Genomic DNA, 17,205 nt, shown 5'->3' on the forward strand with positions numbered 1-17,205 from the left:
GAGGGACGGACCCGTCAAGGCGTGACCGGAATCGGTGAAAATACGTTAGCGCAAGCGGTGAAGCCGCCTTTGCGCGAACGGCGCGTTTGATTGGTGAAACTGGTGAAAATTAGATTGACGCTAACAGAGGCGCGCCCGGGGCTACAGCTCCTACGCCGGCGAGGTCTCCAAGGCGCCGGAGAACCTCGTGAACAGGAATTTCCACGCCGACGAGCCCAACCGGCTGTGGCTCACCGACATCACCGAGTTCAGGCTCCCGGGCGGCGAGAAGGTCTACCTGAGCCCGGTCATCGACTGCTTCGACGGGATGCCCGTCGCCTGGTCGATCGGGCTGCACCCCGACAAGCGCCTCGCGAACTCGAGCCTGCTCAAGGCCTGCGCGGCGAGGCCGGCGGGCGCGCGCACGACGATCCACTCGGACCGGGGCGGCCACTACCGCTGGCCGGAGTGGATCGGGATCTGCGAGGAGAACGGCCTGGTCAGGAGCATGTCAGCGAAGGGCTGCAGCCCGGACAACTCGGCCTGCGAGGGCTTCTTCGGGCGCCTCAAGAACGAGTTCTTCCGCTACAGGGACTGGGAGGGCGTGACGGCCAAGGAGTTCATGGGGAGGCTCGAGGCCTACCTCGTGTACTATCGGGACGGGCGCATCAAGAAGTCCCTCGAGTGGCTGAGCCCGATGGAGTACCGCAGGAAGCTTGGATACGCCTAGGCGCGGTCCAAGAAATCGTCCGCACCCCCATTAGGCCTTTTGCCAGCAAAAACAGTCCCTATTTCACCGCAAGTGCGGGGGTGCAATCGGGGCACGAAAAAGCTGCGGCGCCGCTTGGAGGAAAAGACCGGAAGCAAGGGTTCATTCCTCCAGACGGCGCCGCAGCTGTTTTGGTGGCTCGGTTTTTACCGAAGTGGTCCAGTTGGGCGCGGTTGCCAGTCGAGTAAGTAAAGCGGCTCGGGGGCGTGTCGCTTCCGTCACGTTCTATCAGCATACAAGACGGTTTCGGTTCTTGTCCGTGACGGAAACGGCGCGCTTCCGAGCCGTTTTAAAAGAAAGGGGGCGAGGTCTAGGGCACGCCCCCTTTCACGATAGAGAGCTAAACCTAGCCGCGGACCTTCTTGACGACGTCCATGGCCTCGCGGGCGATCTGCTCGACCTTGGAGAAGTCGCCGTCGGCGAACAGGGCGGGCTTGACCATCCAGGTGCCACCGCAGGCGATGATGGCGGAGGAGCTCAGGTACTCCTCGACGTTGGCGGTGCTCACGCCGCCGGTAGGCATAAAGCGGTGACCGACAAACGGAGCAGCGAGGGCCTTGATGGTGTTCAGGCCGCCGTACTGAGCCGCAGGGAAGAACTTGGTGACCTTGAGACCCAGGTTCTCGGCCGCGGTGACCTCGGAGGGGGTCACGGTGCCGGGCAGCACGGGCAGGTCGATGTCGATGCAGTGCTTCACGACGTCCTCGTTATAACCCGGGGAGACGATGAACTTGGCACCGGCGGCGCGAGCCTGCTCAACCTGCTCGACGGTCAGGACGGTGCCGGCGCCGACGCACATTTTGGGCTCGGCCTCGGCCATAGCTGCGATGCACTCGGCGGCGCAGGCGGTGCGGAAGGTGACCTCGGCGGACTTCATGCCAGCTGCCATAAGGGCGTGGGCGAGCGGAGCGGCGTCCTCGACCTTGTCGAGCACGACGACCGGCACGATGCCCAGGGACTCAAGCGTGGTGTAGAACTGATCGAACATGATGTTCCTTTCGATGTGTGGTGCGCACGGGCGCGTGATTGACAAATGTGCTGGTCAGGAGCCGATTCTGGATTGGTTATCGGAGGCACTGCTTGGGGTTCAAGCAATTCCAAAATCGGCTGCACGACCAGTCATGTAGGAAATGCCAGACAAAACCGGAATGGGACTGGTGGTTTTGCCCGACCGGAGGAATCGGGGAGCGGGCCGCAGAGGTATGGGTATGGAAAGCTGCGGCCCGCGGAATGGGGACGGCTTAGCGCGCGACGCGGGTGCCACCGTCGGCGGCGTTTGCCACAGCGGCGATCTCGTCGGCGGTCACCAGATTGGAATCGCCCTTGATGGTGAGCTTGAGGATCGAGGCCGCAATCGCGTAGTTGACGGCGTCCTGTGGATCAAAGTCGTTGATGAGGGCGTGGACCAAGCCGGCGTTGAAAGCGTCGCCGGCGGCAACGCCCTCGAGCACGTGCACGTCGTGAGCAGGGGAGAACCAGTGCTCGCCGCTCTCGGCGTCAAAGAGCATGCCCATCCAGATGGAGCGCTCGACGCAGGAGATGTTGCGGATGACCGAGGCGACCTTCTTACAGCCGTACTCAGCACAGATCTGACGGGCCATCTCGACGTAGGTGTCGCGTTCCTCGATGCCGTGGGCAAGGGAGCCGGAGACGCAGGTCATACCGAGGCCGGCGGGAGCGTCCTCGTCGTTGGCGATGCAGATGTCGACGAGCGGCAGAAGCTCCTTCATGGTGGCCTGCGACTTCTCGGGCGACCACATCTTGCCGCGATAGTTCACGTCGCACACGGTGGTGATGCCCTTGGCGCGGCAGACGGCGAGCGCCTCCTTGCAGGCGGCGGCCATCTCATCGGAGACGGCGGGGGTCACGCCGGAGAAATAGAAGACATCGATGCCCTTGAGGATCTCGTCCCAGTCAAAGACGTCGCGCCTGGCCATGTTGATGGCAGAGAACTTGCGGTCGTAGACGCAGCCGTTGCCGCGCTGCGAGGCGCCGACCTCAAACACATAGGAGCCAAGACGGTCGCCCTGACGCACGACGCGCGTGGTATCGACGCCGTAGGCCTTCAGCGAGCGCAGCGCGCACTCGCCCAGACGGTTGGCCGGGACAACGGAGACGTAAGCGGTCTTGTCGCCCTGGTAGGCCAGGGAAAGCGCGGTGTTGGCCTCGGCGCCGCCATAGCGAACGTCAAACTCGGTTGCCTGCTCAATACGCAGGTGATCTTTGGGCGAGAGCCTCATCATGATCTCGCCGAAGGTAAGAACCGTTTTATCCATGGTCGTGCAGCTCCTTCTTGCTCGTGCGTACACCTTTGATATGGCGTTGGCACGGAGGTGCCAAGACGGTAGGGTACATCTTTGCACCACCGTGCCAACGCTTGCCGAAATCGGTTTACGAAATCGGTTTCGTTTCGAGTTGTAGTATACTCACCTACAGCGTTTTGCAACCGGCATTTTTAAAAAATGCCTAAAATGGCTCAGACTGCTGACAATTGGGAAACGGGGTGCGCTATGGCGCAGATGAGGATTAAGGACATTGCCGCCGAGGCGGGCGTGAGTCCGGCCACGGTCTCGCGCTATCTCAACAACCGCCCCGGGCAGATGACCGAGGAAACCCGTGCTCGCATTGCGGCGGTTATCGAGCGCACCGGCTATCGCCCACGTGCCGCCGCGCGCAATCTGCGCAGCTCACGCACCAACCTCATCGGCGTGATCTTGGCCGACATCGCCAACCCGTTCTCCAGCGCCATGCTCGAGGGCCTTTCCGCTAGCGCCGCCGCGCGCGGCTGCTCGCTTATGACGGCCATTAGCGGCAACGATCCCGCTAAGGAAGCAGAGTCGCTCACCAGACTTATCGATGCCGGCGTGGACGGCCTGGTCGTCAACACCTGTGGAGGCAACGACGAGGCAATCGCCGCGGCAGCGGGGCGCCTGCCCGTTGTGCTGCTCGACCGCGATGTTGCCGACGGCGGCATCGATTTGGTGACATCTAACAACCGTGAGCTGGTCGCTGGCTTGGTAGACGCCTTGGCTGCTGCAGGCAGCGAGCGCCTGTGCCTGCTCACCGAGGCGAGCGACGACAGCCCCGTGCGTCGCGAGCGCGCCGAGGCCTTTACCGACGAGCTGTCGCGACGCGGCCTTGCCGGCGAGGTTGTCACCTTGGCCGATGGCGGTGCCACTGGCGTTGGCCGCTTGGACGAGACCATCCGCGGCTATGCGGGCAAAAGACTCGGCCTTATCGCTGTCAACGGCCTGGTCTTCCTACGCCTGACCGAGGCACTGGCACAGTTGGGACCCTCGTTACCGGCCGGTCTTAAGATCTCGACGTTTGACGATTACCCCTGGAACCACGTGCTCTTTGGCGGCGTGACCACGGCCGCGCAGGACACCCTCACCATTGCCGAGCGCGTAGTCGAGCGTCTGTCCGAGCGTATCGACGTCGTTACCACTACGGTGGGCGATGCCGCAAAGCTCGCCCCCAAGCGCATCGAGATCCCCGGCCACATCGAACACCGCGCTTCGACCTCGCGCTAGCCGCTCGTTCGCAACCGCCTGTTCACACACGTTTTTTGAGCGCTTGATACGCTTTAACCCTGCGGAAACATTTTTCTGCGATAGTATCTGCGATATAGACCAGTCGAAACCCGCCCGAAAGAAAGGGGAGCGACATGAACCAGCAGAACATCGATTACGTACTCCGCTCCGTAGAGCAGCGTGACATCCGCTTTGTGCGTCTGTGGTTTGTCGACATTCTCGGCCGCCTCAAGAACTTTGCCATTAGCCCCGAGGACCTCGAGGTCGCTTTTGAGGAGGGTATTGGCTTTGACGGCTCCGCTATCGAGGGCTTTGCCACGCCCGAGGAAGCCGACATGCTCGCATTCCCCGATGCTTCGACCTTCCAGATTCTGCCGTGGCGCCCGAGCCATAACGGCGTTGCCCGCGTGTTCTGCGACGTGTGCACTCCCGATCGCAAGCCGTTTGCCGGCGACCCGCGCGATGCGTTGCGCCGCATGTTCTACAAGGCCGAGAAGGCCGGCTATCTGCTCAACGTGGGCGCCGAGCTGGAGTACTACTACTTCCCCGACGAGCACACCCCCGAGCCGCTCGACAACGTGGGCTACTTCGATCTTTCGGTGAGCGACGCCGCCCGCGACCTGCGTCGCAACACGGTCCTCACGCTCGAGAAGATGTCCGTGCCCGTGGAGTACACCTTCCACGCCGCCGGCCGCTCGCAACACGGCATGAGCCTGCGCCACGCCGAGGCCCTGAGCATGTCCGACGCCATCACCACGGCCAAACTCATCATTAAGCAGCAGGCCTACGAGAGCGGTTGCCATGCCTCCTTTATGCCCAAGCCGTTGGCGGGCGAGGACGGCAGCGCCATGTTTTTGCATCAGTCGCTGTTCGACCACGACGGCAACAACGTCTTTTGGGGCGAGGATGACGAGAAGTACCACCTCTCCGATATCGCCAAGCACTACATGGCCGGCATCCTGGCGCACGCGCGCGAGATTAGCGCCATCACCAACCCCACGGTCAACTCGTACAAGCGCATCACCACGGGCGGCGACTCCGTGCCACAATACGCCACGTGGGGCCTGCGCAACCGCGCGAGCATGGTCCGCATCCCGGTCTACAAGCCTGGCAAGCAGCTGTCCACGCGCATCGAGCTGCGCAGTCCCGATCCCATGGCCAATCCGTACCTGGTCAACGCCGTCACGCTGGCGGCTGGTCTGGACGGCATCGAGCGCAAGCTGGAACTTCCGCCCGAGGCAACGGCCGAGACGCTCAAGCTTACCGACCGTCAGATGCTCGAGGCCGGCTACACGCCGCTGCCGCGCTCGCTCAAAGAGGCGCTCGACGTCTTTGAGGGCTCGCAGTTTATGAAGGATGCCCTCGGCGAGCACATCCACGGCTTCTTCCTCAAAAAGAAGCGCGACGAGTGGCATAAGTTTGAGTCCACGATCACCGAGTGGGAGATCAAGCACTACCTGGCGAACTCCTAATCGCACTGGCTTGTTCCAGTACGATTGAGCTCATTTCTTTGGAGGCCGATATGTCCGAAAAGAGTGCCCTGTTCATGGCGCGCACGACGCGCTTCCACGAGTTTGCCCGCAGCTTGACGACCACCCTGGGTGTCGAGGTGAGCCTGGCCACCCCCGATTCGCCGACTGCGGCGCACGACTTTGACCTGCTGATCCTCGATTGCGATGGCATCCGCAGCGACCGCATCGATCAGATTGCCAAGTGGCTTGACGATCGCGGCGGCGTCCCCATGTTGGTGATCGTCGATGACGAGGCGCTCGGTACCTTGCGCCTGCCGAATCACGCGCATGCCGACTTTGTATGTCCCACGGCAACGCCCAACGAGCTCAAGGCTCGCGCGCAGCGTCTGATGGGCGAGGAGGAGACCGTCACCGCCGACGATGTGCTCAACATCGATAATCTCGAGATTAACCTGGCCACCTACCAGGTGACACTCGATAACGAGCCCATCGACCTGACGCTGATGGAGTACTCGCTGCTGAGCTTTTTGGCGACGCATCCCAACCGTGCCTACAGCCGCGAGGTACTGCTGCACCGCGTGTGGGGCTTTGAGTACTGCGGCGGTACGCGTACCGTCGACGTGCACATCCGACGCATCCGCTCCAAGGTGGGCCCGCAGATCGCGGCACATATCACCACCGTCCGCGGCGTGGGCTATCTGTTTAAGGACTAGCTTTTCACCACAAAGGGGACAGGCACCTTTGTGGTGGTTTTGCCGCATGTGTGGATCCCTTTCGAGTTTGCAGCAGAACTTAAGCCTTCCTAAAAGATTGCGTTCTCATACACGTTCACCCGCATATTGGGGTACAACTCAACGTGAACAATGATGGCCCGCCACGTGTTTGGCGGGCCTTTGGTTATTTGACGAAAGGATCGCAGCTATGAGCGAGAACGATTCCCAGCGCCCCCAGGATCCGGGTAATGCCGGCGAGACTCAGCAGCAGCCGCGCGTACAGGTGGAGTCGACGCCTGCCGACAGCAACATTCCCTACGTTCAGGCCTACGACACGCAGACCGGCAAGCCGCTGGGCGGCCAACAGGTCGTGAACAAGCACACGGTGGTCAAGACCAAGACCAAAAAGCTGCCGATCTTTATTACGGCACTCGCCGGTTGTGCCTGCGGCGCCCTGCTGGTCATTGCGCTCATTATGAGCGGCACGCTCGATATCGGCGGCGGCAGGAACGCCGTGACGGCGGGTGCTTCGGGTTCATCGACGCAAAAGATCACCATCGACTCCGAGGACACCACGCTGGCCGAGGCCGTCTCTGCCAAGGCCCTGCCCTCTGTCGTTTCCATTACCGCCACTTCGAGCGGCAGCCAAAATGGCTCGCTTTCGCAGTCTGCCGACGAGTCGGATGGTTCGGGCAGCGTCGGTTCGGGCGTTGTGCTCGATACCGAGGGTCACATCCTCACCAACAACCATGTGGTCGATGGCTATGACCAGTACGTGGTTACCATGGATGACGGCACCACCTATGAGGCCGAGTTCGTGGGCAACGACGCCTCGAGCGACCTGGCCGTCATCAAGCTCAAGGATGCTGACGCCTCCAAGCTCACGCCGATCGAGATTGGTGATTCCTCCAAGCTCAACGTGGGCGAGTGGGTCATGGCGATTGGCTCGCCGTTCGGCAACGAGCAGTCTGTCTCCACGGGTATTGTGTCGGCGCTGTATCGCTCCACGGCCATGAGCTCTACCAGCGGTAACACCATCTACGCCAACATGATCCAGACCGATGCCGCCATCAACCCGGGCAATTCCGGCGGCGCGCTCGTCAACGACAATGGCGAGCTGGTGGGTATCAACTCGCTCATCGAGAGCTACTCGGGCTCCAGCTCTGGCGTGGGTTTTGCCATTCCGGTTAACTACGCCAAGAACATTGCCGACCAGATTATCGACGGCAAGACGCCGGTGCATCCATACATGGGCGCTACGCTTTCGAGCGTCAATGCGCTCAACGCCCGCACCAACAAGCTGAGCACCGATAGCGGCGCGTATGTGGCAAGCGTCGTCGAGGACGGTCCTGCCGCCAAGGCTGGCATCCAAGAGGGCGATGTCATTACTAAGCTGGGCGACGATGAGATTACGAGCGCCGATGGCCTGATCATCGCGCTGCGCAGCCACGAGGTGGGCGAGAAGGTCGAGATCACGCTCGTGCGCGGCAAGGAAGAGAAGAAGGTCACGGTTGAGTTGGGCTCTGACGAGGAGCTGCAGAGCCAGCAGCAGGACGACAGCGCGACCGACACCGGCAACGGCGGCATCACCGACGAGCAGTTGCGCCAGTACCTGGAGGAGCTGTTGGGCCAGCAGGGCCAGGGTCAAGGCTACGGCCAGGGCTACTAACGAGCCGTTTCGCACATATCGAGGCCAGAGGGGGCTGTTCCGCCAACGCGGGACAGCCCCTCTTTTCTTATTGATCCGTTGGGGACGGAGGAAAACGGATCATTTAGAACTGGCAAGGGCATGGTTTAATCGCGCGATCCACCCCAGTCTGGCGGCTGCCGATTCGGTGCGGTTTGAGACCGCTATTCGGCCCCATGGTGACCGGTGGTACTCTTGTATCCGTTTGAAATCGAGCGAAGGAGTGCCGCTATGGAGCAATCGAGCCTGTTTGGTGACGGCGTGGACATCGATACCGAAACGCCCGCGAGCACGGATACCGCTGCACCGGCCGATGCTCGTGCCCAGGCGGCAGCGCGTGCGGCCGAGCTGCGCCACGAGCTCGATTACCACGCCTATCGCTACTACATGCTCGATGCGCCCGAGATCACGGACGCCGCCTTTGACAAAATGCTCGTTGAGCTGCAGCAGATCGAGGCGACCTACCCCGACCTGGTGACGCCCGACAGCTATACCCAGCGCGTGGGCGGCTACGTGAGCGAGCAGTTTACACCGGTCACACATATGGCGCGCATGTATTCCATGGACGATGCTATGGATCTGGACGAACTTGACGCGTGGCTCCAGCGCGCCGAGGATGCGCTCGGTGCCGGCAGCGTCACCTATACCTGCGAGCTTAAGATCGACGGTCTGGGCGTGGCGCTTACCTATCAAAACGGCACCTTTGTGCGCGCCGCCACGCGCGGCGACGGCACCACGGGCGAGGATGTGTCGCTCAATGTCCGTACCATCAAGGATGTGCCCATGCACCTGTCCGAGCCGGCGCTCGCCCACATGGGCGCCGACCGCGAGCGTACCATTGAGGTACGCGGCGAGGTGTACATGCCCAAGGGCAGCTTTGTGCGTCTGAACGACGAGGCCGATGCCGAGGGCCGCGACCCCTTTGCCAACCCGCGCAACGCCGCCGCCGGCAGCCTGCGCCAAAAGGACCCCAAGGTCACGGCGCGCCGCGACCTGGCTACCTTTATCTACGCCATTGCCGATACCGATCCGCTGCACGTCCACAGCCAGCGCGAGTTCCTGGACTGGCTGCGTAGCGCCGGCTTTAGCGTCAACCCCAACGTTGCCCGTTGCGCCACACCGGCTGAGGTTCACGAGTTCTGTGCCCAGGCGCTTGAGCATCGCGGCGACCTGGACTACGACATCGACGGCGTGGTCGTAAAGGTCGACAGCTTCCAACAGCAGCTCGACCTGGGCTTTACCGCCCGCGCGCCGCGTTGGGCCATCGCCTTTAAGTTCCCGCCCGAGGAAAAGCAGACCGTCCTGCGCGAGATTCGCATCCAGGTGGGTCGCACCGGCGTGCTCACGCCGGTCGCCGAGTTCGACCCGGTGACGGTCGCCGGCTCCACCATCGCGCGCGCCACGCTGCACAACATCGACGAGATCCGCCGCAAGAACGTGCGCGAGGGCGACACTATCATCGTGCACAAGGCGGGCGACGTAATCCCCGAGGTCGTGGGCCCGGTGCTCGACAAGCGCCCGGCCGATTCGGTCGACTGGCACATGCCCGAGGTCTGCCCCGTGTGCGGCAGCCCCGTGGTTCACGAGGATGGCGAGGTGGCCTACCGCTGCGTGTCCATCGACTGCCCCGCACAGCTCAAGGAGCGCCTGCTCCACTGGGTGAGCCGCGGCTGCATGGACGTCGACGGCCTGGGCGACGAGATCGTCGACAAGATGATCGCCGCTGGCCTGATCCACGATGTCGCGGACTTCTACCAGCTCACGGTCGACGACATCGCCGGCCTGGACACGGGGCGCGTGTACGCCAGCTCCAACAGCAAAAAGGGCGTTAAGAAGGGCGATCCCATTCCGGTAGGCCTTAAGACGGCCGAGAAAATCATCGCCGAGCTCAACAAGTCCAAGAGCCAGCCACTCGGGCGTGTGCTGTTTGCCCTGGGCATCCGTCATGTGGGCAAGAGCGTGGGCGAGGTCATCGCCGAGCGGTTTCTGTCGATCGACAAGCTCATCTTGGCGAGCGAAGAGGATATTGCCGAGTGCGAGGGCATCGGTCCCAAGATTGCGGCGAGCGTCAAACAGTTCCTGGCCGTGCCCGAAAACCTCGCCGTGCTGGAGCGCTTGCGCCAGGCTGGTCTGTCGCTCGAGGTCGACTTGGGCGCCGCGCACGCGCAAGCCGCGGCCGACGCTGGCGTGGCGGGCGAGCTCGCCGACGCACAGCCGCTTGCGGGTCTGACCTTCGTGCTCACCGGCACGCTCGTCAACCGCACTCGCGACGAGGCGGGCGCGGCGCTCAAGGTGCTCGGCGCCAAGGTTTCGGGTAGCGTGTCAAAGAAGACGAGCTATCTGGTCGCCGGCCCCAAGGCGGGTTCCAAGCTCACCAGGGCCGAGCAGTTGGGTGTGCCCGTACTGGACGAGGATGCGCTCGAGCGGATCTTGGCTACTGGCGAGGTGCCCCGGGCTTAGCGCATCGATAACCAAAGTGAAGATCCGCCCGGAAGCACGATGCCTTCCGGGCGGTTCTTACTTTGCTGGGGCAACCGGCACCGTGATCTGCGTTACGTAGGTTGCCGGGTCGTCGCTGATGATGTCATCGATAAGGGCGATCTCGCGCGAAGGCCCGGTGGGCGCCAGGTTGTGCTCGCGCATATAGCCGAGCAGCTGCTTATAGCGCGGGGCTGCTTGCCCGTGCGTGCCGCGGAAGCTTATGGTCAGGCAGCGCGCGGCAGGTCGCGTCTCAACGTCGCCCAAGTAATCATCGGTGTCATCGAGCAGCAGGAAGACCTCGTCGTAGCCATCAAAGTCGCCGGCGGCGAGGCGTTCGGGCGCGATGCCCACACCCAGATTGCCCAGATAGGCAAAGGTTTCGTGCTGCCCCTGCTGAAGCTGGCGGATATGCCATCCCAGCGAATAGGCGTCGGTGGGATTGACGCGCTCGTGCAGCGTGGCGCAGCGAAGTTCGGGTTCCTCGATTTCGCTAATGGTGTCGAGATCAGCATTCAAAGCGCCATGAAGCAAGGCAAGCCGCTGGTCAATCTTGCGCGACATGCGCTCCAACTCACGCCGCCTGTGCTCAATTAACTCCTGTTGCTTGGTCAGTTGCCGTTGTATCAAATCCATATCGCGCGTAGTGACAAACTCGCGAATCTGCGCCAGCGGCAAGTCGAGAACGCGCAGGTTGCCGATGGTGTTGAGGGTGGAGAGCTGCCGCGATCCGTAGTAGCGGTACCCACTTGCCGGATCGACATATGCCGGCTCCAACAGCCCCATCTGCTCGTAATGACGCAGTGTGCCCACGCTTAAATTGAGCAGGCGCGCCACCTCGCCAATGCGGAGCAGGCCCTCGGTGTGTTCACTTGGCATGTCGGTCACAGGACCACTCCTTTCGGTAAAAACAGGGGAGAGGCGCTAGGCCCGCGTCGCCCCGCTACGCCACCAGCTTGTCAAAAGCCCCGCGCCGGTTGAGCACGGTAAATGCAATCACGCAGATGCCCGCCGACAGAATCGACCCGCACGGCGAGGCGATACCCATGGGAAACAGCGTGTCGGAATAGGCGTTCGACAGCAGCCATGCACCGGGCACGCGAATGAGCACAACGGCCAGCACGTTGTGCGCAAAGCCGATGTAGCTCTTGCCATACGCGGCGAAAAAGCCACTAAAGCAAATGTGGATGCCGGCAAAGATTGCGTCGAAAATATAGCTGCGCATATAGCCGGTACCGGCGGCGACTACTGCAGCGTCCTTGGCAAAAAAGCCGATAAACGCCGGCGCCACCAGCCACATCAGCACCGTGATCAGGCAGCCGTACACCACCGAGATGGTCATGGCGTCCTTGAGTACCTGACGCGCGCGGTCGCCCTTGCCCGCGCCGGCGTTTTGCGCCGTGAGCGCGCTGACGGTAGCGCCCATGGAACTCGGCACAATGAATAAAAAGCTGATCATCTTTTCGACCAGGCCTACGGCGGCGGCGTCGACGAGCCCACGGTGGTTGGCGATGACGGTGATAAACATAAACGCCACCTGGATGCAGCCGTCCTGCACAGCCACGGGCACGCCGATTTTAAGAATGCTGCCGAGCACCTCGGGCTGGGGGCGCAGGTCGCTGCGCTTAACGTGGATGTTTGTGCGACGGCTCTTGAGCCACACGAGCGCGAGGGCAACGCTGGCCGTCTGCGCGGTCACCGTGCCGAGCGCTGCGCCCACGGGGCCGAGCCCCATGTGACCGATAAACAGAAAATCGAGCGCGATGTTGATGATGCACGCCACGCCGATCACGTACATGGGCGAGCGCGAATCGCCCAGCCCGCGAAAGATGGCCGAAAGAATGTTGTACGCGGCGATAAAGGGAATGCCGATAAAGCAGATACGCAGGTAGGCGGCAGTGCCTTCGACCGCCTCGGCCGGCGTGCCAATGAGTGCCACAATCTGCGGACACAGTGCAAGCAGGACAGCGGCCAGCACCACCGAGACACCCATAAAGAGCGTGATGGTGTTGCCGATGGCGGTCTCGGCGCGGTCAAACCGGCGCGAGCCCACGGCGTGGCCGACGATGACCGTCGTTCCCATGGCCAGACCCACGAGTGTCACGGTAATGATATAGAGCGTCTGCGCGCCATTGCCCACGGCGGTGATGCCGGCGGCGCCGCTAAACTGCCCCATCATGTACAGGTCGGCCATGCCGTAGAGCATCTGCAAAAAGTACGAGAGCATATAAGGCAGGGCAAAGACCGCGATGGTCTTAAGGACATTGCCGCGTGTGAGGTCGTGTTCCATGGGCGGGGCACTTTCTAGCTTAGATCGTTTACGTACCAGTGTAGTGAAAACCCTACAACGATTGTAGAGTCAAGGTTTATGTTGACAGCGGGGCGAAAAAAGTCACGTTCGCGTTTATTTCCAATTGAATACGGACGTGCACCCTGTGAGCATGGCGCCTGTACTAGCCTTGCAGAAATCGATTTCGCATCACTTGACACCGCCGCACGGCGCGCCATAATACGTGGGTTTGCGAACAACGTTTGATGGGGGATGAACCTGCGTGCGCAATCTCAAGATTTTGTTTTCCTATCTGGGAGCATACCGTCGCGATGCCATGCTCGGCGTGTTCTTTGTGACGGCCGAGACAGCGCTCGAGCTATTTATTCCGGTCATCATGGCAAATATCATCGACGTGGGCGTGCCTGCTGGCGACATCAACTACATGCTGTTGCAGGGCACGTATATGTTGGTATGCGCCGCATGTTCGCTGGTACTTGGTTTGGGCTATGCGCGCACGTCTGCTCGCGTCGCCTCGGGGCTGGGCGCTAACCTGCGCGAGGCCGAGTATCGTAAGATCCAGACGCTCGCTTTTGGCAATCTGGACAACTACGACGCCAGCTCGCTGGTCACTCGCATGACCACCGACATCACCGTGATTCAAAACGCCGTAGGTAACGGCTTCCGCCCCATGGTGCGCGGGCCGGTAAATCTGGTCATGGGCCTCGTCTACGCTTTTGCGCTCTCGCGCGAGCTCGCGGCGGTCTTTGCCGTCATTCTGCCGATGCTCGCCATCGTGCTCGGTATCATTACCGTGCGCGTGAGCCCGCTCTACCGCCAACTCCAGACCTCGATGGACCACCTCAACGGCGTGGTGCAAGAGGACCTTACCGCCGTGCGCGCCGTGAAGGCTTACGTGCGCGCCGAGCACGAGTGTGACAAGTTCGACACCGTCAATACCGAGCTCGCCGGCACGGCGACCAAGACCTTCGGCACCGCCGTGCTCAACCTGCCGGTGTTCCAACTCTCGATGTACGTGGCTGCGCTCTCGATCTTGTGGATTGGCGGCCGCATGATCATCGAAGGTCGCTTGGGCGTGGGCTCGCTCACGGGCTTTATGAGCTACGTGCTGCTGATCATGAACTCGCTCATGATGATTTCCAACGTGTTTTTGCTGCTCACGCGCGCTCTCACGAGTGTAGGCCGTATCGCAGAGGTGCTCGATGAAGAGCCCTTTATCGCCAACCCTGCGGGAGACCTCGCGACTGCGGCGCCAGCGGACGGCAGTATCGAGTTTCGCGACGTTTCCTTTAAGTACCGCGCGGATGCAGCCGAGGATGTGCTCGAGCATATCGACCTTCGCATCGAGAGCGGCTCGACGGTGGGCATCCTCGGCGGCACGGGCTCGGGCAAGAGCTCGCTTGTGCAGCTGATCGCGCGCCTGTACGACGCCACCGAAGGCGCCGTGCTCGTGGGCGGACACGATGTGCGCGATTACGACTTGGCCGCCTTGCGCGACGCCGTGGGCATCGTGCTACAAAAGAACGTGCTGTTTACGGGTACCGTGCGCGAGAACCTGCAGTGGGGCGCGCCCGATGCCACCGACGAGGAGCTGCTGCGTGCCTGCCGGGCGGCATGCGTGGACGAGTTCCTCGATCGCATCGGCGGGCTGGACGGCGAGTTGGGCCAAGGCGGCGCCGGCGTCTCGGGCGGACAAAAACAGCGCCTGTGCATCGCGCGTACATTGCTCAAGCATCCGCGTGTGCTCATCTTTGACGATTCGACCAGCGCGGTCGATATGGCGACCGACGCCAAGATCCGCGAGCATATCGCTCAGATTCCCAACACGACGGTGATTGTCATTGCGCAGCGCATTGCGAGCGTCATGGATGCCGCCCGCATTATTGTGTTGGACGACGGCCGTGTCCACGGCGTGGGCACGCATGAGGAGCTGCTGGAGGGCGATAGCATCTACCAGGAGATTTACGCCTCGCAGATGGAGCTTGCGGGGGATGCGGATGCCGCGGATGGCGTAAATGATCCGTCTTCCGCCGGCCCCAACGAATCAATTCAAGCCACGGAAGGGGGTGAGCGCCATGCCTAAGACCGCAGCCCAAGCACGCCCGGCCGACCTCAAGCGCACGGTGCGCCGCCTGCTCTCCTACATGGGGCATGCCAAGTTCTCGTTGCTCGCGGTGGGCGTGCTCGCCTCCGTCGCCGCCATCGCGAGCCTCGCCGGCACCTACATGGTGCGCCCCATCGTTAACGGTTTGGCCACGGGCGGGGAGGAACTGCTCGCCGAGCAGGTCATCCTGACGGCGATCATCTACGCCGCGGGCGTGCTCTCGGCCCTGGGCTACTCACAGATTATGGTGCGCGCGGCCCAACGCGTGGTGTCCGATATTCGCCGCGACCTGTTCGCGCACATCCAGACGCTGCCGCTCAGTTATTTTGACAGCACGCGCTCGGGCGACATCATGAGCTTTTTTACCAACGATGTCGACACCGTCTCCGAGGCGCTCAACAACAGCTTTGCCAACGTGATTCAGGCGAGCATCCAGATGGTCGGTACCACGGCTATGCTCATCATCCTCAACTGGCAGCTCACGATTATCACACTCGTGTGCGACGTGGCCATTGTGCTGTATGCGCGCTACTCGGGCATGCGTTCCAAGCGCTTTTTTGCCGCCCAACAGGCGTCGCTGGGCGATTTGGACGGATACGTCGAGGAGATGGTCTCGGGCCAAAAGGTCATCAAGGTCTTTAATCACGAACAGGCCAACGTGGCTGGTTTTGACGTGCGCAACCAAGAACTGCGCCGCACCGGTGGCGCTGCGCAGGCTTATGCGAACTCCATGGTTCCCATGACCGTGGTGATCGGCTATGCCAACTACGCCATCGTTGCGGTGGCGGGCGGCATGCTCTGCATCAAGGGACTCGCCGACGTGGGCGCGCTCGCAAGCTACCTGGTCTTTGTGCGTCAGGCCGCCATGCCCATCAACCAGTTCACGCAGCTGGGCAACTTCTTGCTCAATGCGTTGGCCGGCGCCGAGCGCCTGTTTGCCGCCATGGACCTTAAGCCCGAGGTTGACGAGGGTCGCGTGGAACTGGTGCAGACGGGCGATGCCGCGTGGGCGTGGAAGATTCCCGAGGGCCAGGGCGTGGGCGCGTACGGGCACCTGCATGATGTGGCTGCTGTTGATGAGTCGGGCCACGCGGTGGCCGCCGACGGTACCGAGCTCACGTGCGGCTTGGTCCCGCTTGCCGGCGACGTGCGCTTCCATGCCGTGGACTTTTCCTACGTGCCGGGCACCCGTGTGCTCACGGACCTCAACCTGTTTGCCAAGCCGGGGCAAAAGATCGCGTTTGTGGGCTCGACGGGCGCCGGAAAGACGACCGTCACCAACCTCATCAACCGCTTCTACGAGGTCGATGACGGCGAGATCACGTACGACGGCATCGACGTCAAGCACATTGCCAAGGCCAGCCTGCGCGGGTCGCTCGGCATTGTGCTGCAGGACACGCACCTGTTAAGCGGCACCATTGCGCAGAACATCCGCTTTGGCAAGCTCGATGCGACCGACGAGGAGGTGCGCGCCGCTGCCGAGGCCGCCTGCGCTGATTCGTTTATCCGCCGCCTGCCTAGAGGGTACGATACGCCGGTCACGGCCGACGGCGCCAACCTGTCGCAGGGCCAGCGCCAGCTGCTCGCCATCGCGCGCGTGGCCGTCGCCGACCCGCCGGTGCTCATCCTGGACGAGGCCACGAGCTCCATCGACACGCGTACCGAAAAGCTCATCGAGCGCGGTATGGACCGCATCATGCGCGGACGCACCACGTTTATGATCGCGCACCGCCTGTCCACCGTCCGCGACGCCGATGTCATCATGGTCCTCGAACACGGCCGCATCATCGAGCGCGGCACGCACGAAGAGCTGCTCGCCCAGCACGGCGAGTACTGGCAGCTCGCGCATGGCTTAAAAGAGCTGGATTAACCCGTTCGAGCACGATGCTTTGGCCCTCCGTGCCCCTCACCTCGCCTCAAACCATCACAACATTCGACGCTTTTTGCCAAAAACGGGAAAAGCATCGAATGTTGTGATGGTTTTTCTGCCACTCGACCGGGTGGAATCGCTTTCTTGCGCACGAAGGTGTGCGGACCCGTGGGCAGGGGAATAAGGTTGGTTATCCGACTCCATTGGAGGGCTCATGGACCTGCCGAGGGACTGCGGACAAAAAGTTGGACCGTCAAGGTCCGGTTTGGAGTCCGCATGACATACAGTAGAGCCGTAGTAGAGAGGGCCG

11 protein-coding genes and 1 pseudogene are annotated in these 17,205 nt (G+C 62.1%); 8 read left to right on the plus strand and 4 right to left on the minus strand.

Annotation, left to right across the window (positions count from 1 at the left end):
- Window positions 1-127: 127 nt before the first annotated feature.
- Window positions 128-709, plus strand: a pseudogene (locus AQ996_RS08720) (IS3 family transposase); the annotation flags it as partial.
- A 385-nt stretch (window positions 710-1,094) separates the two neighbouring features.
- On the opposite strand, the gene eda reads toward AQ996_RS08720, so the two are convergent.
- Both eda and AQ996_RS08730 read right to left on the minus strand, forming a co-directional pair.
- Window positions 1,095-1,736: a bifunctional 4-hydroxy-2-oxoglutarate aldolase/2-dehydro-3-deoxy-phosphogluconate aldolase gene (gene eda / locus AQ996_RS08725; protein WP_055252503.1), complete on the minus strand. Its 642-nt coding sequence runs from the start codon at window positions 1,734-1,736 to the stop codon at window positions 1,095-1,097.
- Window positions 1,737-1,989: 253 nt separating this feature from the next.
- Window positions 1,990-3,024, minus strand: coding sequence for a sugar kinase (locus AQ996_RS08730; protein WP_055252504.1), 1,035 nt, complete (start codon window positions 3,022-3,024; stop codon window positions 1,990-1,992).
- 234 nt (window positions 3,025-3,258) lie between these two features.
- Here AQ996_RS08730 and AQ996_RS08735 point away from each other — a divergent pair, with 234 nt between their 5' ends.
- From AQ996_RS08735 to ligA, 5 genes are all read left to right on the plus strand, one after another.
- Window positions 3,259-4,281, plus strand: a complete 1,023-nt coding sequence (locus tag AQ996_RS08735) for a LacI family DNA-binding transcriptional regulator (RefSeq protein WP_055252505.1) — start codon at window positions 3,259-3,261, stop codon at window positions 4,279-4,281.
- 134 nt (window positions 4,282-4,415) lie between these two features.
- Window positions 4,416-5,753, plus strand: coding sequence for a glutamine synthetase family protein (locus AQ996_RS08740; RefSeq protein WP_055252506.1), 1,338 nt, complete (start codon window positions 4,416-4,418; stop codon window positions 5,751-5,753).
- A gap of 50 nt (window positions 5,754-5,803) precedes the next feature.
- Window positions 5,804-6,466, plus strand: a complete 663-nt coding sequence (locus tag AQ996_RS08745; RefSeq protein ID WP_055252507.1) for a response regulator transcription factor — start codon at window positions 5,804-5,806, stop codon at window positions 6,464-6,466.
- A 208-nt stretch (window positions 6,467-6,674) separates the two neighbouring features.
- Window positions 6,675-8,135 carry a S1C family serine protease gene (locus AQ996_RS08750; protein WP_055252508.1) on the plus strand — a complete coding sequence of 487 codons (1,461 nt, stop codon included), beginning with the start codon at window positions 6,675-6,677 and terminating at the stop codon, window positions 8,133-8,135.
- Between the two features lie 249 nt (window positions 8,136-8,384).
- Window positions 8,385-10,613: an NAD-dependent DNA ligase LigA gene (ligA, locus tag AQ996_RS08755; RefSeq protein WP_055252509.1), complete on the plus strand. Its 2,229-nt coding sequence runs from the start codon at window positions 8,385-8,387 to the stop codon at window positions 10,611-10,613.
- A 57-nt stretch (window positions 10,614-10,670) separates the two neighbouring features.
- Here ligA and AQ996_RS08760 read toward each other — a convergent pair whose 3' ends face one another.
- Entirely contained in the window at window positions 10,671-11,510 is an 840-nt protein-coding gene (locus AQ996_RS08760) for a MerR family transcriptional regulator (RefSeq protein ID WP_070097163.1), read from the minus strand.
- A 64-nt stretch (window positions 11,511-11,574) separates the two neighbouring features.
- Window positions 11,575-12,921, minus strand: coding sequence for an MATE family efflux transporter (locus AQ996_RS08765; RefSeq protein WP_055252511.1), 1,347 nt, complete (start codon window positions 12,919-12,921; stop codon window positions 11,575-11,577).
- A gap of 262 nt (window positions 12,922-13,183) precedes the next feature.
- Here AQ996_RS08765 and AQ996_RS08770 point away from each other — a divergent pair, with 262 nt between their 5' ends.
- Complete coding sequence (locus AQ996_RS08770) at window positions 13,184-15,004, plus strand: ABC transporter ATP-binding protein (protein ID WP_082435605.1); 1,821 nt, start codon at window positions 13,184-13,186, stop codon at window positions 15,002-15,004.
- Complete coding sequence (locus AQ996_RS08775; RefSeq protein WP_055252512.1) at window positions 14,997-16,895, plus strand: ABC transporter ATP-binding protein; 1,899 nt, start codon at window positions 14,997-14,999, stop codon at window positions 16,893-16,895. The genes AQ996_RS08770 and AQ996_RS08775 overlap by 8 nt, the downstream gene beginning before the upstream one ends.
- Window positions 16,896-17,205: the final 310 nt, after the last annotated feature.

This window comes from Collinsella aerofaciens (genome assembly GCF_001404695.1).
Lineage (GTDB): Bacteria > Actinomycetota > Coriobacteriia > Coriobacteriales > Coriobacteriaceae > Collinsella > Collinsella aerofaciens_E.